The following is a 21,617-nucleotide window of genomic DNA, read 5'->3' as shown; positions in this document are numbered from 1 at the left end:
ACGAAACCGTAGATGACCGGTTCAAACCGTCACTGGTCGGTCTTGCCCCTTGGTCTTCTCAGGCCGGTCCCCGCACCAGCGACCAGCCCTGGCGGGGGCGCTGCTGCGTCGCCGGTCGTTGGGCCGTGCCAGTCCAGGCACAGGACGGTGGCGTCGTCCTTCGGGGGTCGGCCTCCGTAGGCGTCGGTGACCGCGCCCACCAGAGTGCGTACGGTCTCGCGCGGATGCTCGGCCGCGGTCTTGCGCAGGAGGGCCGGCAGGTCCACGACGTCGGCTTCTCGTTCCTGCATGCCGTCGGTGTACAGCAGGAGGCGGTCCCCGGGGCGCAGATCGAGGTCCTGGACCTGGTAGGCGTCCTGCGCGGGAACACCGAAGGGCAGGTTCACGGCCACGGACAATGCGCTGACCGCGCCGTCGCGCAGCAGGTAGGGCCAGAGGTGGCCTGCGTTGACGAGCTGGGCGCTGGTTCCGTCCAGGGCGATGCGCAGGAGCTGTCCGGTGGCGATGCTGTTGTGGCCGTGGTCGAGGAGGGCCTGGTGGGTCTGGCGGGCCTGTTCTGCGAGGCCGGCACCGGCGCGGCGGGCGCCGCGGGAGGCGTTGACGAGGAGAGTGGCCATGAGGGAGGCGCTGACGTCGTGGCCCATGGCGTCGGTGATGGACAGGTGGAGGGTGTGGGTGTCGAGGCTGTAGTCGTAGGTGTCGCCGGCGATGTCGGAGGCCGGGACGAGGGCGGCGGCCAGGGTGAACTCGGGGGCCTCGCAGCAGGAGGCGGAGGGCAGGAGCTGGCGCTGGATCTCCGCGGAGAGGCTGACCGGTCCTGTGCGGTTGCCCCAGTGGTAGAGATCGGTGAAGCGGCGGTCGGTGACGATGATGTACGCCAGCGCGTGCGCGGCCTCCTGGACCTGGGCACGTACTTCTGGTGAGGCCTGGGTGAGGAACAGCTCCAGGACGCCGATGGTGTCGCCGCGGTTGGTGACCGGGGCGAGCACCCGGTGCCCGTCCTGGCCGTCTGAGGACACCACGAGCTTCTGGCTGCGCAGCACGTCGTCATAGATGCTGCTGCCCGCCAGAGGTACCTGTTCGGCAGGCTGCTGCCCTGGCTCGGCTGCTGTGTCGTGGACCCGCAGCAGGCGTCGGCCCACGATGTCGACGAACAGGAATGACACGTACCTGGCGTCGAACCGGTCGCGTAGATTGCGCGCCACCACATCGAGAGACCGTACGGGCGCGGCGCTCTCGGCTGCTGCCAGCACCTGGCCCAGCCCGATCCGATCCCCCGCCACGGCAGCCTCCCGGAAGACGGCGGCCTCTTCTGCCTGCGGGGCAGGAGTGGGCCAGGCGTAAACGGTCAGTAGCTGGTGCACCCCGCTCAGGCGTAGCAGGCGGGCGACCGGGCGGCTGAGGGCGGTCAGTACGAGCGACTTTCCGGCCTCCAGGGCAAGCCGGTTAAGGTCCAGCAGGATGTGCAGGCCGGTGGTGTCGCAGAAGGTGACGGCGGACAGGTCGATGTCGAGGCCGTCGCGGCTCGAGTTCAGAGCCGCGATGAGGTCCCCGCGCAGGCCATGGCCATCGTCCATGTCGATCTCGCCGCGCACGCGGGCCAGGACCCGCTGCGGTCCCGGTACGAAGACCACACCGGTGGCCGAAGGGTGCGTGGTGCCGCTGATGTGGCCCGCCGCATGGACGGGCAGCTGGTCGGGAAGAGCGGTCATGGCCGGCTCCCTTCAAACCCCGATGCCTCGGGAAGAGGCCTGGCAGCGGACGGCGGCACGGTGGGCGCGGGTCCCGCACCGTCGCGGGGGTCAGCTGTGTGGTTCGCGCTCACGGTGGTCACCGTCCGTGGAAGGGGGGCCGGTCGCTCCGGCCCGGGGGTCGAGGTCGACCAGCAGGTGCAGGAGGTCCGCGATCTCGTGGTGGCCCTCGGCCGGATGACGGAAGAGAGTCCCGGGCGTGACCTTGTAGTGGTTGCGGCGCCCGCGGCGTACCCGGGTGAGGTATCCCGCGCCCTCCAGATCGCGGACGATGGCCCCAGCCGCTCGTTCGGTGAGCCCGCAGCTCCCGGCCAGGTCACGCAGCCGGATCTCCGGATCACGCAGGATCATCGCGAGGATCCGGGCGTGGTTCGTGACGAACGTCCAGCTGGTCCGAGGCTCCAGCGACTGCATGCCCCGAATTATACGATTTGCGATTCCGGTTTCGCCAGACCTGAACCCGGAATCCTGCGAGGCACCTCGAGGGAAGTGCTGATCGCTCATCCCGGCCTGAGGTGTGATCCGCACTTTCGAACGCGAAGGGGCCAGCCGCGGAAGTCCGAGAACAGAACACCGCAGCCAGAGCGCAGATTCTCCAGAACTCCGCCGACAGCCGCGAACCGACCCCCAACCCGAAGGGCCCCCAACCCGAGGAACGGGTGAGGGCCCTTCGATTTGTACGGCTCAACTACGGCGCCGGGTGAACTCCTTGTCCGTGCCACCACAGCCGGTTGGTCACGGGCCGGGCGGCCGGCACGGTGGAGGGTGGGCGCCCGGTGGCCGGGGTCAGCGCAGGGACTTCCAGAAGTCGTACCGGTGGTCCCTGGCGAAGTCCACGGGATGGATGCCGCCGGGCCCCGAGGTGAGCGACTGTACGTTCGCAGCCACGGGGGTGGTGGGCTTCCAGTCCGCCTTGCCCGTGCGGGCGAAGCCGGTCCAGATGCGGATCATCTCGTGGGACAGGCCCTGCTGCGCCGGGGTGAGCGACTCGTAGGCGTCGAGCGCGAAGAGGTACGGGAGCTCGAACGTGTGCGCCGCCCCTACGTCGAACCCGGGCTTCTGGTACCGGGCATCCGAGTACCAGGGGACTTCGCTTTCCGCGAACTCGTACGTGTACGTGGGTGTGTGACGGGACAGCGCCCGGCCGCTGTCGACGGAGGGGCGCGCCCAGTTGCCGTCGGTCAGGGCCGCCCCGAGGGCAAGGGCCGGCGAGTTGCCGTACGCGCTGACGGGGTACCGGGCGGCCACGGCAGGGGCCTGCTCCTTGAAGATGTCCTTGAGGTGGTGGTCGTAGTCGGCCTGGTCGAGCTGGGCGGCCGGGTCATGGGTCGTGGCCTTCTTCTCCAGCTCGAAGCCATAGACCCGGCCGCGCTCCTCGTAGCGGTTGATCCCCTGCAGTACCGGGACCTTGTTGAACTGCCCGCTCGCGAAGGCCTCCCCGGGATTACGGGGCAGCAGGGTGCCGCCGAAGACGGGCCCGTACTCGGGACCCGTACCGAAACCGTTCACCAGCTGGTCGAGGGGTGCGGTGCGCCAGTCCTTCTGGAGCGTGTCGGTGAGGGCGGTGCCCTTGCGGAGGGCGTCGGCGCGCTCCCGCCGGCCCATGTCGGCCGTGCACGGGGCGCTCTGCAGGATGACCCGGTCGAAGAGACCGGCCGACGACGGGGCGACCATGTGGGCGCAGGTGCTGTAGCCGCCGGCGGACTGGCCGAAGAGCGTGACGTTGTCCGGGTCACCGCCGAAGGCAGCGGCGTTGCGCTGCACCCAGCGCAGGGCCGCCTGCTGGTCGAGGAAGCCGTAGTTCCCGGACTCGCCGCGCTTCTCCAGGTCAGGATGGGCGAGGTAGCCCAGGGCGGCGAGCCGGTAGTTGACCGTCACCACGACGACATCCCCCTCGCTCGCGAGCCGCTGGGCACCGTACATGGCGCCCGAGCCGTCCGTGTGGTCGCCGCCGTGCAGGTACACCATCACGGGCCGCGGCTTTCCGGCGGCGTTGCGCGGGGTGGTGACATTGACGAAGAGGCAGTCCTCGTCGTCGGACCGGCTACCGACCGGCGGCACGGAACCGGTCTGCGGGCAGGCGGCGCCCGGCTCGGTGGCGTTGCGGACGCCGCGCCACTTCTTGGCGGGAGCCGTGGGTGCCCAGCGGAGCTCGCCGGTGGGCGGGGCGGCGTACGGGATGCCCTGGAAGCTGCGCACGGTTTCGGTCACCGTGCCTCGTACGAGACCCTTGTCGGTCCGTACCAGGGATGGGTTGCCGAGGTCCGCTGCACCAGCGGGGGCGGCGATGGTCAAGGCGCCCAGGGCGAGGGCGCCGGCGATGGCTGCGTGTGCTGTCCGCTTCAACATGTAGACAAGCGTATGAACTTGGTGATCTCCCGAGCAGCCGGTCAGCTACAGGCCGGAGGGTGGGGCTATCCCCACCCTCAGCCTCCGCATGCCTCGCGATGACCTGAATCGGGGAACGTCCTCGGGCGTCACGTCCAGGCGTAGCCGCTTGAAACGCAGGGGGTGGCGGAAGATCCCGCCGTGGTCGATGGCCCGGTCGGCGCTGATCTCCGCGACCATGTCCGGGCGGACCAGGGCGGCGTCCAGGACGTCACGGGACCCCCACGATGCCGCGAACCGCACGCCGGTCCACGGGTGACCGCGGTCGGTGGCCGCAAGGTGTCCGGCGACCTGGCGGGCCTGGTCCGGGCGCAGCGGTACCGTGCGACCGACCGCGCGCAGCCGGCCCGTCTCGTCGTGGCGGCCGAGGATCAGGAGCTGCGGGCGGGACAGGGTGCCGGTGATCGCCTCAGTGGTGTCCCGACATCGCCGGAGCCGTCCAGTACCGCCACCTCGGCATCCAGATGTTCGAGGGCTACGCCGGCACCAGCGACTCCGGCTTCCGCGCCAAAGTCGAAGTCGAAGTCGAAGTCGAACAGTCCATGCAGCGCGGCGGACACCTCCCCACCCTCACCACCGACCACCAGCACGACCTGAGCGGTCCCGCCGCCCACGTGGCAGCCGTCCGGCTCGCCGACTTCCACCACCGCACCGGGTTCACCGGCTCCGTCGTCAGTCACTCATGTCAGTAAGGCGGGCTGTCATCATGCTCGGATGGCCCATAACACAGTCTTCTTCCTTGCCCCCGACGACGAAGCTGCAAGTGCGGCGCGCCTGCTGGGACCTGGCGCAGCCTTTGAGTCTGTGACCTGCCGTTTCGTTGAGCCGGACAGCGCCATGGCCGAGTGAGACATGTACTTCCAGAAGCCTTCGGCCGAGGCCCCACCGGTCGAGCAGCTCCTTGGGTGAGCGTGGCCGAAGTGGGTCACCGCCCCCCCCTGAACGATGGCGTTGAGGTGTTCGCTCTGCCGAAGCGACTGACCCGAGCACTGGCCAGCCGCGAGCTCCGGCGAACTCGAAGAACTTGCAGGCCGCTGGACCACGCGCCTCCGATCCGCGGACGGAGACGACATGACCGACGATGACCTACTGGCGGTCCTGCAGGGAGTGACCCGGCTTGCGGCGGCGGTGGACATGGGTGGCGGCCTCTACGACGCGGCCGGCGCTCGCAAGAAGAAGCCACGTGTCCCGAAAAAAGAACGACGCCTCGGCACCACCGCCTCGACGAAGGACTCGGACGGTCTCGGGGCGGCTTGACCTGCAAGATTCACCTCGCGGGTGAAGGCGGCTGCAAGCCGTTGGCCTTCCTGGTCACGCCCGGCCAGTGGGGCGACGCGCCGCAGATGATCGAGGTCCTCGAACGGATCCGCGTTCCTCGCCCCAGGGCGGGCGCCCCCGCACCCGGCCGGACCACTTGGGCGGCGACAAGGCATACAGCTCACGTCGAAACCGGCGCTACCTGCGAAGACGCCAGATCAAACACACCATCCCCGAGCCCAAAGACCAACGGGCCAACCGCAAACGCCGCAGTGGGGGCGGCCGGCCCACCGGCTTCGACGGCGAGATCTACAGACGCCGCAACGAGGTCGAGCGGACGATCAACCGGCTCAAGAACTCCCGGGCCGTCGCCACCCGCTACGACAAGAGGGCCTACGTCTTCCACGGCACCGTTACCACCGCGGCTGTCCGGCTATGGCTCCGGGGCTGAGCCGGCCTGCAGTCTCAGTCCCCGAGGAACCACAGGTACAGGCTCTGTCCGTCGAGAACTACCTGACTCAGCTCGATCAGCTCGCGCGCGAACTCATCAGTCAGCACGCCTGCAGGCAGCCGCGGGACCTCCTCCAACAGGGTCGACACCTGCCGGTGGTTGAAAACGGTGTCCGCGTACGGCAGCAGGTGTCCCAGCATTGGAAACACCGACTGATCAAGACCAGCCAGCTCAGGACCCCAGACCACACCGTGCTTCGCGCGGGCCTCGATCGTGCCGTTCTCGCCTCGGACCTGGAGGTTAATCACGGTCAGACCCTACGGCCTCATGATCCGCCGGACACTGCCTACCCGGGTACCGGCTCGTGATGCCGCCTGCGCGACTGCCGCCTGAGAGGCGATGGAGTGCAGCACGCGGTCACGGCATCGCCCGCCTGCACAACCTCGCCCTGGCTGGATAGCGGGGTCGCGGGCAGCCCGCCTTGCCCGAATCGCGTCGCACTGTCCTCGGACAGTGAACCTGGACCGGTCGTCATCGAAGCTGGATCTCGGGACCTTGTCAGTGGAGTGCGCTTTCCTGTCCTCCATGGAGTTCACTCATTCGATGCTCGACAACCTGCTGGCCCGGATCCCTCGGCCGAGCGGGCTTCTGTACCTCTCGCAGGACATCGACCCCCGGGCGCTGGTCGAGAACCTGGCTTCCCGCTACGGGGAACCACGGCGCCTGGCCCTGGACGGCATCACGGACCCGGGCGTGAGCGGGGCGCACGGCGCAGATCTCCTCGACCTTCTCGAAGGCCGTGCCGAGACGGTGATGGCCTGGCCCCATGCAGGGCAGTGGCTCGGCGCGGGGACCGCACTGGATGCGCAGGGCGACATCGTGCCGGTGCTGGCGGTCACCCCGCGGCAGGCACAAGCGCTGCCCGTGGGGGGAGCCGGCCAGGACGAGGACTGGGTCGAGCGGCTCATCGGCGTCACCGGCTGGACTCTGCCGCCCCGGCGACCGGACGTCGACTGGGCGCAGATCGAAGAGCGCATGGGCACGCGCCTTCCCTGCGACTACAAGCGCATGGTGGAGACGTTCGGGGCGGGGGCCTTCGACGCGTATCTCCATCTGAACCAGGAACCGTGGACCGACTGGAAGGAGGACGGCCTGCTCGTCTGGGCGAACACCGAGCACGAGAATCTGTACTGCTGGCAGATCGACGACAGAGACCCTGATCACTGGCCCGTCGCCATGCGGACATGCGACGGCGAGAGCGTCCCATTCGGCTGTTCGACCGCAGAGTTCGTCTGCCGCATCCTCCTTGAGAAGGACCACCCCTTCACGATGGCCCGCTACTTCGACACCCACTGGTTCATGACCTATCGCACGAACGAATGAAGCCTCCCGCCACGGCCACGGCCACGCAGGAAGCCGGTCCAAGTACGGTGGCAACCAATCCGTGGCGGATGGTGACGGGACAGCCTTTCGTACTCCAGTGTGACTTCGCGATCTCCGCGCTCGAGGGGGCGAAGAGCCGCTGCCGGTAGTGGCTGCGGCGTGCCGAAGCTTGGTGGCTCTGCGCCAGTTCGACCAGTGCCGGAGTGCGTTCAGGGCTGTGATCCGCGGGCTGGACAGTGCGCCGATCAGGCAGCGGATCTCCGGGACGGTCAGGTCGACCGGGTCTCCGCTTCGGGCCGGGCGGCTCGCATCCGCACGTCTGGTCGGCCTCGCGTCGTCGACTGCCGCGGCAAGGAACGCGAGTGCGAGCATGGTCAGGGTGACGTGCCGGTGCCAGGCAGAGGCAGGCAGGCGGAAGGCGGCCTCCGTCCCGGACGTGCTCACTCCGGCGTCCCACGCCTGCTCGATCGTCTGCGGGGCGAGACGGGGCTTGGGCGACGTCCTCGGGTACTCCGGCTCTGCGGCGGCGCTCGTGGTCCCGGCTCCATGTGTGTTCGGGCAGGTGGAGACGGCGGTCGATCAACGCCCGCCCTCTACTGAGGCGTAGGCGAGGAAGACGCCCACCTGGCTGTTCTCGATCCGCCCGGCGGTGCCGGTGTACTGCCGCTGGACACCCGCCGGACCACGACCCTTCTTCAGGAAGCCCGTCTCATCCGCGATCAAGGCACCGTCACCGGGCGCCGAGATGGTCCACGGCGTAGCGGCGGACCTCGTCGCGCGCGGACCGCAGCAGCCGCTGCATCGGAACGGGACGGCTACGGCCGGCGTGCTCCGCCAGCTGCCAGCAGTTCTTGCGCTCGGTCCCGGACAGCAACCCGAGCAGAGGCCTGCTTGCGGTAGGCCCCCGGCGGCGATCCGAAGTGTCGTTTGAAAGCCTTGGCGAATGCGAACTCCGACGTGTACCCCGTCTGCTGCGCGATTGTGCTCAGCGGGCTCGGCGACTGGTGCAGCAACCGCGCCGCGGTGGCCATCCGCCAGTTGGTCAGGTAGGTCAACGGCGGCTCGCCGACCACCGAGACGAAGCGGCGGGCGAACGCCGCGCGGGACAGCCCGGCGCGGGTGCCCAGGGACTCCACGGTCCAGGGATGGCCGGGATCGTCATGGATCGCCTTCAGGGCCGGGGCGACCGCCGGGTCGGTCAGCGCGGCCGCCCAACCCCGGGTCCGCTCCTTCGGCAGTTCGGCGTACCACGAGCGGAGGATGTACAGCAGCAGCAGATCGATGAGCGCCGTGACGACCGCGTCCGAGCCCGGCTGCGGCGCGTGGAACTCGGCGCACAGCTGATCGACGGCCGAGCGCAGCACCGGGTGGCGGCCGGGAACCGCGGGGAGGTGGATGACCTCCGGTAGATCGCCGAACAGCGGATGCGGGCGATCGACGTCGATCGCGTACGCGCCGCACACCAGCACCGTGCGCGGCCCCGGTCCGTCCACGGTGACCTGGCCGATCGGCGAGGAACGGTCCACGCGGTCCGGTACGAAGTCCACCGGATCGCTGTCCGGCACGTCGCACAGGGTGTGTCCGCTGCCGCGCCGCAGGAACACGATGTCGCCGGGTCCGAGCGCGAGCGGTTGGCCGTGCGGTGGCAGCAGGTGGCAGTGCCCTTCCACGACCACGTGGAATCCGGCTCCGGAGAGGGGTTGGAACTTCAGGGCCCACGGGGCGTGCGCGTCGGTGCGGGTCACCATCGGGCGTCCCGTGCGCAGGACTTCGAGGGTGTCGCTCAGGATGTCCATGGCGCCACTCTAGTGCCGGTGCGGCGAGACGATATGACAGGGAATCGAGATCACTAGGCATTCATCGTCTCGATGTGGAGGCGTACGTTCTTGCCATGGCGGTCGCCGAACCCCGGCACCGCATCGACGAAGGAGCGGATCCCATGTCTCTGGCCGGCAAGAAGATCGTGATCATCGGTGGAACCTCCGGCATCGGCTTCGCGGTAGCCCAACAGGCCGTGGCGGCCGGTGCGGCCGTCGTGGTCGCCTCCAGCAATCAGGACCGCGTGGACGCCGCGACGAAGCGGTTGGGCGAGTCGGCCGAAGGCCGCCGCCTGGACGTCGCCGACGGCAACGCCATCGCCGCGTTCTTCGAGCAGGTCGGGGAGTTCGACCACCTCGTCTACACCGCGGGCGAATCCCTGCTGATCAAGCCGTTGGTCGACACCACCCCGCAGGAGGCCAGGGCCGTCTTCGAGCGCCGGTTCTGGGGCGCGTTCCTCTCCGCCAAGTACGCTGCACCGCGACTGCGCGACGGCGGCTCGATCACTTTCAGCTCCGGCGTCCTCGCGATCCGCCCCCTGTCCGGAACCGCGCTCACGGCGGGTATCACCGGCGGCATCGAGGCCCTGTCCCGGGCACTCGCCGTCGAACTCGCCCCTTTGCGCGTGAACGTGATCCAGCCCGGTGTGATCCGTACCGAGCTGTGGGACGGCAGTGTCCCGGACCCGGAGGCTTTCCTCCAGGGCGCCGGGTCCGAGCTGCTCACGCGGCGTGTCGGCACTGCCGAGGAAGCCGCGGCGGCCTATCTCTTCGTCTTGGCCAACGCCTACGTCACCGGCACCACGCTCGCGATAGACGGCGGCGCGGCACTGGTGTGACATAGCCGCCACGCATACCAGCCAGGGAGCAACGCCGCGCTCGGCACCGGCTCTCCCCCTCCAGTGCGTAGCGTTGGCGGCAGACCTGGACGGCGGCCGGCCCAAGCGGGGTTCGATCGCGCGGCCCGGCGTCCACACGTCGGTGGCGCCGGGACGTACGCGCGCGCCTCGGCCTCGTCCACCCGGCCCGGACGCCCTCCGGCACCCGGGGAAGTTTCGCGCGGAGTTCCTCGTACGGCAGCCGAGGCGGTTCGGGTGGCGGGGCGCACAGCATCAGTCGGCGCATGCGTCCGCGCTCCCCGGGCCGGCCGTCACGCCGCATCAGGGCTGACGGGCGGGGCCGGACGTGCCCCGTTCCGGCGCAACCGCCGCAGGACGACGCCCACGACGAGCAGCAGCAGACCGGTGCCCGCCGCCGCGTGTACGAGGAGCGCGTCGAGCCGGTCCGCCGCCAGGTAGGCGCCGACGGCCAGCGCCACCAGCGCGCACACGCCGCGATCGACGATGGACTCCACCGACAGCAGGGTCGCCCGGTAGGGGGTCGGCGGGATGGCCGCGTTGATCAGGTTGCGTTGGACCGGGTACGCGAGGCCCGCCGCGGCGGCGAACACGCACAGCCACAGGATCGTGCCCGGGCCGCCCGACAGGGTGGTGGCCGCGAGCGTGAGCGCCATGACCACGCTGAGGACGGTCACGACGGTGGTGTCGGACAGTCGGCTGCGCAACCAGCCGGTTCTGGCTGAACCGACGGCCTCGGCGACCGTCATCGCCGACAGCACCGCACCGTGGTCGGCGACGGGGAGGTCCTTTTCGAGGAGCAGCGGTTGGAACAGGTTGACCTGGCAGATGCGGGCGAGCGTGAAGACGGCCACGCCCTGCACCATCAAAGGCCCGAGGGACCGTGACGTTCCGAGCACTTTCGCGGCCTGACGGGCCGAGTGGAGGAGCCCGGCGCGCTCCGCGAGCGGGTGAGCTCCCCCGTGGGGCGCCGCGATCGCCGGGAGGGCGGCGGCGCAGGCCAGCGAGCCGAGCGCGGAAAGGGCGGTCAGCGCGTAAGGGGCCTCGTGTCGGACGTGCATCAGGACTCCGACCAGGGGCCAGCAGGCGATCTTCGCCCAGAGGCCGAGCGCTCGGGCGGTGCCCTCGGCCTGTACGTAGTGTGCGTCCGCGCCGTGCTCGTGCAGGTACTCGTACAGGTAGGCGCTGGATGCCCCGGACACCAGCGAGCGGGCGGCGGCGACGGCCAGGAAGTGTGCCATGAAGCCCGCGAAGGACGGCGAGGCGACCGGGAGGAGGTTCGCCGCGACCATCGCGGCCGCCCCGAGTTGCATGCAGCGACGCTGTCCGATGCGGTCGGCGATGAAGCCGGTGGGTATCTCCAGCAGGCAGAACGCGACGTAGTAGACGCTCTGAATACCGAAGATCTGACTGTCCGACAGGCCCGCCTGTCTCTGGTACTGGTAGAAGACCGGCATCCACCACAGCAGGTTGAACAACAGCTGGAACCCGTTGTTCAGTCGGATCACGCGGAGCACCGCGGCGGGTGGAAGGGCACGGCGCTTCACGTGCGTACGCAGGGACGCGGGCAGTGGCAGGGGCATGGGCGTGGCCTTCGGGTGGACAGTACGAGGGGAAGTACGGGCCGGTCAGGCGCTGTACGGGCGCAGCTGGAGGATGTGGAGGGCGCCTCCCGGCCCGAGCAGCCACTCGATGTCGAGCGGCCCCGCGAAGGTGTAGTCCGTGCCGAAATGGGACTGGAACAGGCGGCCGGCCAACGCCAGCCGGCCCAGGTGGGCCCGCGTCTCCTGGGTCAGGTCCTCGGTTGCCGCGCCCAGCGAGACGGTGCGGCCACCGCCCTCGACCGTGTTGTACAGGTACTGCAGGGGCAGCGTCCGGCCGTCGACGACATCGGCCGTGGACCCGTGCGCGCAATTGAGGTACACGTTGCGGAAGTCGGCCCGGTTGGTCGGATTGCAGGTGACCATGACGCCTCCGAGCGGGGACGGCTCGTAGCGCTGGACGATCACCCCCATGTAGGTGTCGTCCAGGGAGATGCCGGCCTGATGACGCAGCCGCACGCTGCGCGGGGAGAGCAAGGAGGCCCATACCCGGCGGATGGCGTCCAGCAGCCCCGGCAGGTCGGTGACCTTGGTGTGGGACTCGTAGATCCCGGCCGCGGAGAAGCCCGGCAGGTCCTCGGCGTTCGAGGACGACCGCACGGCGAAGCGGCCCGTGCCCGCCAGGTGCTCGACCAGCTGCGTGTCCAGGGCGCGCACCAGGTCCTCGGGCACCGGGAGGGTGCGCACCAAGTGCTGCAACTGGAGGCAGACCGTGTCCACGGCGTCCATGGCGTTCAGCTCCAGGGCCATCTTCAGCTTGCCGATGCTCTGTTGCACGGCCGGCGAGGAGTCCAGGAAGCGCTGTTGTACGGAGAAGGGGACGGCGATGCCCGCCGGTGCCTGGACGTTGCGGGTCAGGAACTCGCCCGCGTGCTGGGCGAGATCGCCGTTCTCGGGCATCCCCAGCCGGGCGGCCAGGTGGCCGAGCAGGTCGGCCCGGGGCGGGCGGGGCACGGAGTAGTAGCCGGTCAGCCGGCCCGAGCCGTGGCGTAGTACGTGGTGCAGTTCCCCCAGGTTGGCCGCCTTGGTGCCGTAGCGGTTCCGGTCGCGGGCGCGCAACGCGGAGAGCGGCACGAGCGGTACGTCCGTCACGTGCGGAGCGTCGAGGCGGACCCGCTGCGTGTGCCAGGTCGGTTCGGCGAGGTCCGACGGCTCCTCGGCGCGCTCGATGACGTACGCGTCGGCGGTGACCTCGTAGCGGACCCAGGCACCGTCGAGCTTCTCGTCGGCGATCGTGTCGAGGATTCCGCGGACGATGGCGTTGGGGATGCCCCAGCCGGCCGCCAGCATGTTGGTGTGCGACAGCGGGGTGGTGGGCTGGGCGTTGACCAGGCCCGCGAGCCGCGGGATGTCGTCGGGGACCACGGGCATGGCGACGATGTCGTACCAGGTCAGGTCCGCGCGGGCGGCCAGGTACTCCTCGCCGGAGGCGAAGGCGCGGAGCCGGCCGGTGGCCGAGGCGAGCGTCAGCGGTACGAAGGGCGCGGTCGCCAGGAGCGCGTGACCCCTTGCACGGGGCACCACGGTCTCCGGCACCGCCGCGAGGGCGTTCTCCTGCCCGTGGTTGGCCGGTTTCACCAGCAGCTCCAGCGCGGGATCGAGGTGAGACCGTACGAAGGCGTGGAACTCGATCAACAGGTCCGCGCCCATGGTGTCGGCCTCGGTGGTCTCCAGGACCATGAACGGCTCGTCCCGCTCAGGGCCGCCCCCGGAGTGCAGCGACAGGACGCCGAGCAGGAAGCGTCGCGCGGGGTCCTGGTAGACGTCGTGGTTGAAGCGGTCGAGTTCGGCGTCGAGCTGCTCGAGGGTCAGGCCTTGGATCTCGGTGGCTATGTAGTTGACGTGGAAGGAGTGCACGGCGCTGTCGAGAACGTGCCAGAGGCCCTGGTCGCGATCCACGACGACCTTCACGTACGGGTGCCCGCCCAGCACCCCGGCCAGCTGCTCGAACAGGGGGAGCGTGAGCAGGGTGTCCACGGCGGCGCCCCGGGGGGACGGCGTGGCGGGGATGGTTCCGGCGTTCGTCATGCGGTGCTCCCGGGCGTCGAGCGGTCGGCGGACAGGGGGGAGGGCGTGATGGGGGCGGCGGCGGTGTCGGTGGGGGCCACGGGCGGGGCGGCGGGCGTACGGGCGGTGGACGGGGTGGTGAGGGCGGCCGGCAGGGCCGCGATGAGGCGGCGGCAGTCGGCCAGGAGTTCCGGCCCGGACCCGGCGGTGAGGAAGCACAGCGCGGCCATGGAATTGGCCCCTCCCGCCTCCTCGTACGGCGGTACCGGGCTGCCCGGCGCGAGGCTGTGCTCGTGCACCAGCTCCACCCGGGATCCCGGCGCGACCAGGGCGGCCCAGTCGACCGCTTCGAAGTCCCAGGCCGGGAGTTCGGTCCAGGGCCGGCCCTCGGGGTCGACGGCGAGGACGACGAGGGATCCGGCGGCGCCCTCGCCCTCGGTGAGCATCCGCTCCGGGTAGGCGACCTCCCGGCCGAGCAACTGGCGCACCAGCATGCCGATCATGTCGAGGCCGAAGACGGTCTCCACCTGCCGGGTGGTCATCACCCCGCCGAAGCGGGCTGCGGCCTCGATCAGCCACATGGCTCCGTCCGCGCCGAGTTTGATCTCGGTGTGGGTGGCGCAGGTGTCGAGGCCGAGCGCGTCGACGGCGGCGCGCGACACCTCCTCGATCCGGTGCTGCAACGCCTTCGGGAGGGCGGCCGGAGCCAGGCTCGCCCGCTCGGTGAACGGTGCGATCGTCGGCATCCGACCGGTGATGCACAGCGGGTGATAGTGACCGTCGGCGACGATCCCCTCCACGCTGACGTAGTCGCCCCACCCGTCCCCGTCAAACCAGTCGGAGGCCTCTCCGGTCACGATCTCCTCCAGCAGGAAATCGCTGACGCCCTCGTCCGCGGCGTGCAGTTCCGCGTAACCCTGCGCGGAGGAGGCTTCCATGACGGAACGCCCGGTCTTCCAGGCCGCCTCGGCCTGCTGTTCGTTCCACACGCTGAGGTGGGCCGTGGAACCCGCGCTCCAGGCGGCCTTCAGGAGGAGCGGCGGCCTGAGCGTTTCGAAAGCGGAAGCGATGTCCTCCACAGCGTGGATCTCCGCGAACCCCGGTACGGGCACCCCGGCGTCGCGCCAGATCCTGCGCATCAGACGCTTGTCCCGCGCCCCCGCGACCCGCTCTCCGGCGCCGCGCAGCCCCAGCCGCAGGCTCGCGTAGGCGACGGCCACCACCGCGTACTCCGACAGGGTCAGCACCGCCTCGGCGGCGACGCGGCGAGCGTGGGAACAGATCAGGTCGACCAGTGCCACCCCCTCGCTCGGCGCGGCCGTGGTGACCGCCGCGCACCCGGGCAGCCACACCGACTCGGTGCTTCGGGGCAACGGCGCCAGCGCCAGGACGTGCACCTCGGCGTGGGCGGCGATGCGCGGGACCGCGTACTCCAGAGGAGGGCCGCCCTTGGCATAGACGAAGAGGATCGGGGTCATCGTGCTCCTCGGGTCGAGGGGGACGCCGCGTGGCGCGACGGCGTCGTCGGCGGACGGTACGACGCGGTATGACCGCGTACGGACCAGAGGTGACTGGACCGCGACGAAATCGGCGAACGCACGGATGTACGCCTACTCGGTTGGGTGTTCGCCAAACAAACACGATGGCCAAGTGGGGTCGGTACGAGGGTGTTTCAGCCATTCGCGCGGAGCCCCTGGGGATCACGCGTCCGCGGGACGACATCCTCGTGCCTGGCCCGCAGCGGAAGCAGCAAGGACCCGGTGCCGACAGCTCCGGGGGTCGGGGAACTGCGAGGCCGATCACGGGGTTGGCATCGTGGTTCCCCGAGCCCCTGATGATGAGACCGTGCCGTAGGCCCGGAGGGTGGCGGCCGGGTCGCCGGGGTGGCCTCGCAGCGTGGCGTCCAGGAAGGCGAGGGTGGCCGCGGCGACGACGCGCGGGCTCTCGGTGCGGCCCAGGGTGCCGACGATCGAGGGCACCGGCGGCAGGTAGAGCGGGCCGTCCGTGAAGGTGAGGTGCCCGGCGCCGGGGACGGTGAGCCGGTAGCTCGTCGCGGTGCTGTGCTCCAAGGCCTCGGTGAGCCGGGGCAGGTAGCGCGGGTCGGTGCCGGCGGTGATCTCCTGGGTGAGCGCGAGCGCCGGCTGCTCGAGGGCGGGCACGGTGGGGCCGTGGGGGTAGCCGTCCAGGTCGACGACGGCGTCGAACCGGCGGTCCTGCCGGGCCGCCTGCAGGGCGGCGGCTCCGCCCAGGGAGTGGCCGGCCACCGCGGCGCGGCCGGTGTCCAGGCGTCCGGTCAGCGGGTCGGCGGTCTCACCCGTCTCACCGCGGTCCAGTCGCTCCAGTTGGGTGAGGACGAAGCCGAGGTCGGCGGCCCGGACGGCGGTCCAGCCGGCGGCCAGCTCCTCGTCCCTGTCGCGGTCCCCGGAGGAGGCGGTGGTGGCGCGGATCGTGCGACCGTCGGCGAGGACGACGACGCTGGAGTCGTACGGGTGGTCGAGGGCGGCGACCAGGTAGCCGTGGCTGGCCAGCTCCTCCGCCCAGGCGGTGTTCTGGGACCGCACCCCGCCCGAACCCGGGGAGAAGAGGACGACCGGGAACGGCTCTCCCCCGTCGGCCACCGGGGCGTCGACGACCGCGCGGCTGCGGGCCCTCGCGACGCCGCCGACCAGGAAGCCGGGAAGACCGAACCCGTCGGCGAGGGCCGCGGAGACGGTCCGCGCCTCGTCCTGCGTGCGTCCCAGGTACTGGGCGCGGGGTACGCCGGCAGGACTCTTCTGGGCCGGGTACCAGAGCTGGACCACGACGGTGCGCCGGTCGTCGGGGTCGGCGGTGAAGCTCTCGGGGCGGAGCGGGTCGGTCCACTGCAGCACCCGGGTGCCGACCGCGAAGGCGCCCGTCGGCTCGGGGAAGACGGGCACGGGGAAGGCCCAGGCGGCCACCGGGCCGGTGGCGATCAGGCCGGCGCAGGCCAGGGATCCCGGCAGGGCCAGCCACCAGCGGGCCCGCCACGCCGGTCGGCCGGCACCGCGCCGCAGCAGGGGCGGGAGGGCGAACGCCGAGGCTACGGCGGCGCCGGCCAGGACCGGCAGCATGTGCCAGCGGATCCCCACGATGCCCAGCACGATCGCCGACGGTACGAGGACCGCCCCCGCCACGACGGTGACGGGCCGGCGGGCGGCCGGGGGGAGCCAGCGCACCACCAGCAGCGCGACAGCGCCCAGGAGGACGAGGACGTCCGGCAGGGACAGGGGCACGGACAGCCCCGGGATGGTTTCGGTCACCCGGCCATGCTCGGCGCCGGGCCCGCGCCGCCGCATCGGCCCCGGGTCGCCGCCGACTTCGACCGGGATGGCAACCGGGGCGGGCCGCGGTGCGACCGGGGTGGCAACCGGGCACCCCGGAGCGGCGGCCGGTCTGCGACTGCGGGAGGTACGGGTGTCCTCCTGTGGTCGTACGCCTGCCCGGTGCGGCTCCGACGCCGGGCTCATGTGCGCCGCGGACCCGCGGCCTAGGCTGCGGCTGTACGCGGCGGCGGACCCGGCCGGGCCGCCACGACGACCGATCGGCGGAGAGGTGTGACGGTGCGCCACCGGGACCGGGTACCGCCCCTGGTGTGGGACTCGGTACTGCCGGCGTTGCTCCTGCTCCACGTCGTGACCACGTACCCGGCCCGGGAGCTGCCGGTGGCGGCGGCGCTCACGGCCGCCCTGGCGCTGCCCCTGGTGTGGCGGCGCCGGGCCCCGCTCGCGGTGTTCGCCGCCGTGGTGGCCGCGGCCTTCGTCCAGTGGCTGGCGGACGTCCAACTGGCCGCGGACGCCGCCCTGCTGGTGGCCCTGTACACGGCGGCCGCGCACACGGGCCGGAGCGGCACGCTGCTCGCCGCCGCCGTCGTGGAGGGCGGGGCCGTGCTGGCCTGCCTGCGCTGGGCATCGGACGGCGCCTTCCTGACCCCGTTCGTCGCGCTCTCCGCGACGGTGGTCGCCGCCGCCGTCCTCGGGGTGAACGTGCGGACCGGCCGGGCCTACCTCGCCGCCGTGCAGGAGCGGGCCGAACGGCTGGCGCTGCACCAGGAGCAGCAGGCGCGGCTGGCCGTCGCCGAGGAGCGGGCCCGGATCACCCGCGAGATGCACGACATCGTCACCCACAACCTGTCCGTCATGGTCGCGCTCACCGACGCCGCCCTCTACGCGCAGACCAGGTCCCCGGACCGGGCCACCGCCGCGATGCTGCAGATCTCCGAGACGGGCCGACAGGCCCTCACCGACCTGCGGCGCTCTTTGGGCGTCCTGCGGGCCGACGAGCCGGACGCCGAGCGCCACCCGCTGCCCGGCATCGGCCAACTGGAGGCGCTCGCCGACCAGATGGCCGCCGCCGGGCTGCCGACCGCCCTGGAGGTCCGCGGCGGCCACGCCCATGTGCCGGCCACCGCACAACTCACCGTCTACCGCCTGGTGCAGGAAGCGTTGACCAACACCCTCAAGCACACTCCTGCCGGCACCCGCGCGACGGTCCTGGTCGAGTGCTCGGCCGGGAGCGTCGGCGTGGAAGTCACCGACAGCGGCCCCCGGCCGGCGCCTCCCGCCGCCGCACCGTCCGGCCACGGCATCCCCGGCATGCGCGAGCGCGCGGCCGCCTACGGGGGGACGCTGCGGGCCGGACCGCTTCCGAGCGGCGGCTGGGGCGTACGGACCCGGCTCCTGCTGGGCAGCGGCGGGACGGGCGTCGTATGACGATCCGCATCGTGATCGCCGACGACGAGGCGCTGCTGCGGATGGCCTTCGGCACGGTCCTGGAGGCCCAGCCCGACATGGCGCCGGTCGGCGAGGCCGCGGACGGCGCCCAGGCCGTCCGCCTCGCCCGGGAGCTGCGCCCCGACGTCGTCCTGATGGACGTACGGATGCCCGGGACGGACGGGATCGAGGCGACCCGGCAGGTCGTCGAGGTCTCCCCGGGGAGCAGGGTGCTGATCCTGACCACCTTCGACCTGGACGCGTACGCCTTCGCCGCGCTCGGCGCCGGGGCCTCGGGCTTCCTGCTGAAGAACACCCGGCCCGAGGAACTGCTCACCGCGATCCGCAACATCGCGGCGGGCGACGCGGTGCTCTCGCCGCGGATCACCCGGCGCCTGCTGGAGGACTTCCGTCCGCACCTGGCCGACGGGGGCACCGCCGTCCGCGACGAGCGGCTGGACCGGCTCGGCGCCCGGGAGCGCGAGGTGCTCGTCGAGGTCGGTCGCGGCCTGTCCAACGCCGAGATCGCGGCCGCCCTGTCCCTCGCGGAGGCGACCGTGAAGTCCCATCTGGGGCGGATCCTGCTCAAGCTGGAACTCCGCGACCGGATCCAGGCCGTGGTCTTCGCCCACGAGAACCGCCTGATCCCCCGGCCTGACGCCGGCTGAGGGCTCAGCACAGCGGCCAGACCACGCCACGGACCGGGCCGCCCATGTCGCCGACGGGGACGGCACCGCGGGTGGGGCCCGCGTCGCGGTGAGGGCAGGTCTTGGTACGGCTGCGGTGGGTTCTTGGTGACGGGATGACCAGGGGGTAGGTGCCGGGAGTCTTCTGCCTGGGGTGGAGGAAGTGCGCGTGCATCGCGCCGCGGGCTGGTCGATGCCTGTTTCTGGACCCATCGGCGCAGGTCAGCAGGGAGGAGGGGACATACAGGGAGGCACTGGCCGGTGCTGGGCGGGGGCATCGGCGCTCGTGACGGAGCACCCGCGCGGCAAGCTTGTCCTGCACGTCGAGCACGTGGCGGCTGGGCAGGTGAGCCGACCCGCTACCACGTCGGCAGGAGCCCGCCATCGATGGTGATGTCGGCCCCCGTGACATTGCTCGTCCGGTCACTGACCATGGCACCCGCCGCCTTGGCCTTCACGTCCTCCGGTGTCATACCGGTCGCCCGGGACACGGTGGCCGCCACGCCGTCGCCACCCAGCCACAGGTCGGTCTCGACCGGGCCGGGGCTGACCGTGTTCACGCGAATCCCGCGGCCGCCCACCTCCTTGGACACGCCTTGGAGAAGTTCGCCAGCGCCGCCTTTCCGGCGGAGTAGTCGATCACCATCGGGTCGGGGAGCACGGCGTTGACCGAGCAGACGTTGACCGATCGACCCGCTGCCCCTGGCCAGCATCAGCGGCAGGACCTCCCGGGTGACGCGCACAGCCGTCAACAGGTTGAGGTTCATCGCCTGTTGCCACTGCCCGTCCGTGACACTGAGAAATCCACCTGGTCGGACGGTGGCCGCTCCCACGTTGTTCACGAGGACGTCGATCCGGTCCCCGGCCGCCGCGACGGGCTGCCCGGTGAGGCGGTCCTCGAGGCTCGCGGTCCCGGTCGGGGCGCCGAGGCCGCGCAGTGCCACGCGTGCTCCTGCCTGGTCCATGAGGTCGATCGCCTTGTCGGGCAGGAACCGGTCGGTGATGTAGCAGTCGGACAGGGCGGCCGCGGCATCAAGGGCCTCGTCCGTGTAACGGACCTGGTGGTGGGCCTCGTAGGAGTCGCGAAGCCCGCTCAGGATCTCGACCGTCTCCTCGACGGTGGGTTCGCGCACCATGACCGGCTGGAAGCGGCGTTCGAGCGCGGCGTCCTTCTCGATGTACCGGCGGTACTCGTCGATGGTGGTGGCGCCGACCACGCTGAGGTCGCCCCGGGCGAGCGCGGGCTTGAGGATGTTGCCGGCGTCCATGGCGCCCTCGCCGCCTCCGCCGGCGCCGACGACCGTGTGCAGTTCGTCGATGAACACGATGATGCCGCTCTCGGCCTCCGTGACCTCGTCGATCACCTTCTTCAGCCGCTCCTCGAACTCTCCCCGGTACTTGGACCCGGCGACGAGCCCGGCCATGTCGAGGCTCACGACGCGGCGGTTGCGCAGGGCTTTCGGGACTTCTTCGGCGACGATCCGCTGCGCCAGTCCTTCGACGATGGCGGTCTTGCCGACGCCGGGATCACCGATGAGCACGGGGTTGTTCTTGGTGCGCCGGGAAAGGACCTCCACGGTCTGCTCGATCTCCTCCGCCCGCTGCGGGCCTCCTCGGTGAGGTCCCGGCCGTACTCGTCCAAGGTCGGGGTATTGCTGGGCTCGCCCGACGCCGTCCTCCGGCTGGCTTCGCCGCCGCTCCGCAAACCGGAGGAGACTCCCCCAGGTCCCAGCGTGCGTGCGAGGCTGGAATCGTCCAGCAATGCGGCGAGGATGTGCTCCGTACCGATGTACGAGGCACCGGTCGCCTGGGAGTGGGCGTGGGCGTGGGCGGCAAGCAGAGCGCGCTTCACCGCCGGCGTGAGCCCGGGGTCGCCGGTTCCGGTGCCGGCGGGAAGGGTCTCCTGCAGGTCCGCAGCCAGCTGGTCCGGGTCCGCGCCCGCCTGCTCCAGCAACTGCCGGGAGGCCGGCACCTGTGTGGCGGCCCACAGCAGGTGCACGGTGTCGAGATCGGACCCGTCCTCGGCCGCGCCCGGCCGCCTGCCGCCGCCAGCAGCTCGTGCGAGGAATCACTGAGCAGTCGCCCGATGGGCACGCGCTGCACGGCCGGCGGCGAGGCTGCCGGACTCATACCGAAGAAGCGGCTGAAGAGATCGGAGAACGGGTCGCCGGACCCGAAGGGCGACGTTGCCACGAGGATCGTCCCGTCCGGCGGGAGGCACAGCGGCTGTGCGAACGCAGCAGGTGGGTCAAGGGCCACCTCGATCTTGAACAGCCGCGAGGCCGCAGATCCGGCGGTGTCGTCGTCCGCGTCATGCCACGCGTCCTCGCAATGACCGCCGTGATCTGGGATAACGACCACACAGGACAGCCCGTTCTGCGCTCACTGAGCGCATGCGTAGGCCGGTACCAGAACCGGCAAACTCGCCGCTGGGCCGAGACGATCGCCGCGTACGACGGATTCGTCATCGTCACCCCCGAGTGGCCCCGCGGCGCACGGCCCCGGTCGCGGCGACCTCACCCACTCGGCCGCGTCGGCCGATCCCGTATCCGCAGCGCATGGGCTGTGCGTGTCGTGAACTCTGCGTGCACATAAGGTACTTGCCTGTCGGTGACGTGGAGCTTTTCGGAGTGACGTCTGGGCGTGCCTCGTGGTTGGCCGACGCAGTGTCAGGCGCCCCCGACTTCCG

At 71.1% G+C, this 21,617-nt stretch carries 15 protein-coding genes and 4 pseudogenes; 7 read left to right on the top strand and 12 right to left on the bottom strand.

The genetic code is table 11. The annotated features are described in order from the left end of the window. Positions 1 to 29: 29 nt before the first annotated feature. The 4 genes and pseudogenes from ACFTXQ_RS07200 to ACFTXQ_RS07185 form a co-directional block, all read right to left on the bottom strand. Positions 30 to 1,283, bottom strand: coding sequence for a PP2C family protein-serine/threonine phosphatase (locus ACFTXQ_RS07200; protein ID WP_382636764.1), 1,254 nt, complete (start codon positions 1,281 to 1,283; stop codon positions 30 to 32). Between the two features lie 69 nt (positions 1,284 to 1,352). Further along, a pseudogene (locus tag ACFTXQ_RS07195) lies at positions 1,353 to 1,712 on the bottom strand (STAS domain-containing protein); the annotation flags it as partial. Between the two features lie 90 nt (positions 1,713 to 1,802). Beyond that, complete coding sequence (locus ACFTXQ_RS07190; RefSeq protein ID WP_382636675.1) at positions 1,803 to 2,165, bottom strand: helix-turn-helix transcriptional regulator; 363 nt, start codon at positions 2,163 to 2,165, stop codon at positions 1,803 to 1,805. A 372-nt stretch (positions 2,166 to 2,537) separates the two neighbouring features. Continuing rightward, complete coding sequence (locus tag ACFTXQ_RS07185) at positions 2,538 to 4,100, bottom strand: carboxylesterase/lipase family protein (RefSeq protein ID WP_382636673.1); 1,563 nt, start codon at positions 4,098 to 4,100, stop codon at positions 2,538 to 2,540. Positions 4,101 to 4,603: 503 nt separating this feature from the next. On the opposite strand from ACFTXQ_RS07185, the gene ACFTXQ_RS07180 reads away from it, so the two are divergent. From ACFTXQ_RS07180 to ACFTXQ_RS07170, 3 genes and pseudogenes are all read left to right on the top strand, one after another. After that, positions 4,604 to 4,831: a hypothetical protein gene (locus ACFTXQ_RS07180; RefSeq protein ID WP_382636671.1), complete on the top strand. Its 228-nt coding sequence runs from the start codon at positions 4,604 to 4,606 to the stop codon at positions 4,829 to 4,831. Between the two features lie 379 nt (positions 4,832 to 5,210). Further along, positions 5,211 to 5,396, top strand: a complete 186-nt coding sequence (locus tag ACFTXQ_RS07175; protein ID WP_382636669.1) for a hypothetical protein — start codon at positions 5,211 to 5,213, stop codon at positions 5,394 to 5,396. After that, positions 5,345 to 5,847: pseudogene (locus tag ACFTXQ_RS07170) on the top strand (IS5 family transposase); the annotation flags it as partial. The gene ACFTXQ_RS07175 and the pseudogene ACFTXQ_RS07170, both read left to right, overlap by 52 nt. Positions 5,848 to 5,861: 14 nt before the next feature. Here the strand turns inward: ACFTXQ_RS07170 and ACFTXQ_RS07165 are convergent. Next, positions 5,862 to 6,155 (bottom strand): hypothetical protein, encoded by a 294-nt coding sequence (locus ACFTXQ_RS07165; protein ID WP_382636668.1) that lies wholly within the window; start codon positions 6,153 to 6,155, stop codon positions 5,862 to 5,864. Between the two features lie 295 nt (positions 6,156 to 6,450). Here ACFTXQ_RS07165 and ACFTXQ_RS07160 point away from each other — a divergent pair, with 295 nt between their 5' ends. Beyond that, positions 6,451 to 7,230 (top strand): hypothetical protein, encoded by a 780-nt coding sequence (locus tag ACFTXQ_RS07160; protein ID WP_382636666.1) that lies wholly within the window; start codon positions 6,451 to 6,453, stop codon positions 7,228 to 7,230. 420 nt (positions 7,231 to 7,650) lie between these two features. On the opposite strand, the pseudogene ACFTXQ_RS07155 reads toward ACFTXQ_RS07160, so the two are convergent. Next, positions 7,651 to 8,107 (bottom strand): annotated as a pseudogene (locus ACFTXQ_RS07155) (transposase); the annotation flags it as partial. Next, the gene (locus ACFTXQ_RS07150; protein WP_382636664.1) at positions 8,046 to 9,026 is read right to left on the bottom strand and encodes an AraC family transcriptional regulator; all 981 of its coding nucleotides are present in this window, start codon (positions 9,024 to 9,026) and stop codon (positions 8,046 to 8,048) included. The gene ACFTXQ_RS07150 and the pseudogene ACFTXQ_RS07155, both read right to left, overlap by 62 nt. A 95-nt stretch (positions 9,027 to 9,121) precedes the next feature. Between ACFTXQ_RS07150 and ACFTXQ_RS07145 the strand changes: the two genes are divergently transcribed. Further along, complete coding sequence (locus ACFTXQ_RS07145) at positions 9,122 to 9,886, top strand: SDR family oxidoreductase (protein WP_382636662.1); 765 nt, start codon at positions 9,122 to 9,124, stop codon at positions 9,884 to 9,886. 311 nt (positions 9,887 to 10,197) lie between these two features. Here the strand turns inward: ACFTXQ_RS07145 and ACFTXQ_RS07140 are convergent, their stop codons facing one another. The 4 genes from ACFTXQ_RS07140 to ACFTXQ_RS07125 form a co-directional block, all read right to left on the bottom strand. Continuing rightward, complete coding sequence (locus ACFTXQ_RS07140; RefSeq protein ID WP_382636660.1) at positions 10,198 to 11,412, bottom strand: MFS transporter; 1,215 nt, start codon at positions 11,410 to 11,412, stop codon at positions 10,198 to 10,200. A gap of 120 nt (positions 11,413 to 11,532) precedes the next feature. Then, on the bottom strand, positions 11,533 to 13,533 hold the full coding sequence (locus tag ACFTXQ_RS07135; RefSeq protein ID WP_382636658.1) for a PEP/pyruvate-binding domain-containing protein: 2,001 nt from the start codon (positions 13,531 to 13,533) through the stop codon (positions 11,533 to 11,535). Beyond that, positions 13,530 to 14,990 (bottom strand): acetyl-CoA carboxylase biotin carboxylase subunit family protein, encoded by a 1,461-nt coding sequence (locus ACFTXQ_RS07130; RefSeq protein WP_382636656.1) that lies wholly within the window; start codon positions 14,988 to 14,990, stop codon positions 13,530 to 13,532. The genes ACFTXQ_RS07135 and ACFTXQ_RS07130 overlap by 4 nt, the downstream gene beginning before the upstream one ends. 321 nt (positions 14,991 to 15,311) lie before the next feature. After that, positions 15,312 to 16,829, bottom strand: coding sequence for an alpha/beta hydrolase family protein (locus ACFTXQ_RS07125; RefSeq protein ID WP_382636655.1), 1,518 nt, complete (start codon positions 16,827 to 16,829; stop codon positions 15,312 to 15,314). 264 nt (positions 16,830 to 17,093) lie between these two features. Here ACFTXQ_RS07125 and ACFTXQ_RS07120 point away from each other — a divergent pair, with 264 nt between their 5' ends. Together ACFTXQ_RS07120 and ACFTXQ_RS07115 are read left to right on the top strand one after the other, a co-directional pair. Beyond that, positions 17,094 to 18,242, top strand: a complete 1,149-nt coding sequence (locus tag ACFTXQ_RS07120) for a sensor histidine kinase (RefSeq protein WP_382636654.1) — start codon at positions 17,094 to 17,096, stop codon at positions 18,240 to 18,242. After that, positions 18,239 to 18,910: a response regulator gene (locus ACFTXQ_RS07115; protein WP_382636652.1), complete on the top strand. Its 672-nt coding sequence runs from the start codon at positions 18,239 to 18,241 to the stop codon at positions 18,908 to 18,910. The genes ACFTXQ_RS07120 and ACFTXQ_RS07115 overlap by 4 nt, the downstream gene beginning before the upstream one ends. 377 nt (positions 18,911 to 19,287) lie before the next feature. On the opposite strand, the pseudogene ACFTXQ_RS07110 reads toward ACFTXQ_RS07115, so the two are convergent. After that, a pseudogene (locus ACFTXQ_RS07110) lies at positions 19,288 to 21,058 on the bottom strand (SDR family oxidoreductase). Between the last annotated feature and the right edge of the window lie 559 nt (positions 21,059 to 21,617).

This window comes from Streptomyces sp. NPDC057010 (genome assembly GCF_042673805.1).
Lineage (GTDB): Bacteria > Actinomycetota > Actinomycetes > Streptomycetales > Streptomycetaceae > Streptomyces.
This window is presented reverse-complemented; position numbering and strand designations above follow the sequence as displayed.

Excerpts from the sequence above, each read along its gene's own strand:
- ACFTXQ_RS07190 (WP_382636675.1), bottom strand. The coding sequence starts at position 2,165 with ATGCAGTCGCTGGAGCCTCGGACCAGCTGGACGTTCGTCACGAACCAC.
- ACFTXQ_RS07185 (WP_382636673.1), bottom strand. The coding sequence starts at position 4,100 with ATGTTGAAGCGGACAGCACACGCAGCCATCGCCGGCGCCCTCGCCCTG.
- ACFTXQ_RS07180 (WP_382636671.1), top strand. The coding sequence starts at position 4,604 with ATGTTCGAGGGCTACGCCGGCACCAGCGACTCCGGCTTCCGCGCCAAA.
- ACFTXQ_RS07175 (WP_382636669.1), top strand. The coding sequence starts at position 5,211 with ATGACCGACGATGACCTACTGGCGGTCCTGCAGGGAGTGACCCGGCTT.
- ACFTXQ_RS07160 (WP_382636666.1), top strand. The coding sequence starts at position 6,451 with ATGCTCGACAACCTGCTGGCCCGGATCCCTCGGCCGAGCGGGCTTCTG.
- ACFTXQ_RS07150 (WP_382636664.1), bottom strand. The coding sequence starts at position 9,026 with ATGGACATCCTGAGCGACACCCTCGAAGTCCTGCGCACGGGACGCCCG.
- ACFTXQ_RS07145 (WP_382636662.1), top strand. The coding sequence starts at position 9,122 with ATGGCGGTCGCCGAACCCCGGCACCGCATCGACGAAGGAGCGGATCCC.
- ACFTXQ_RS07135 (WP_382636658.1), bottom strand. The coding sequence starts at position 13,533 with ATGACGAACGCCGGAACCATCCCCGCCACGCCGTCCCCCCGGGGCGCC.
- ACFTXQ_RS07130 (WP_382636656.1), bottom strand. The coding sequence starts at position 14,990 with ATGACCCCGATCCTCTTCGTCTATGCCAAGGGCGGCCCTCCTCTGGAG.
- ACFTXQ_RS07125 (WP_382636655.1), bottom strand. The coding sequence starts at position 16,829 with ATGCGGCGGCGCGGGCCCGGCGCCGAGCATGGCCGGGTGACCGAAACC.
- ACFTXQ_RS07115 (WP_382636652.1), top strand. The coding sequence starts at position 18,239 with ATGACGATCCGCATCGTGATCGCCGACGACGAGGCGCTGCTGCGGATG.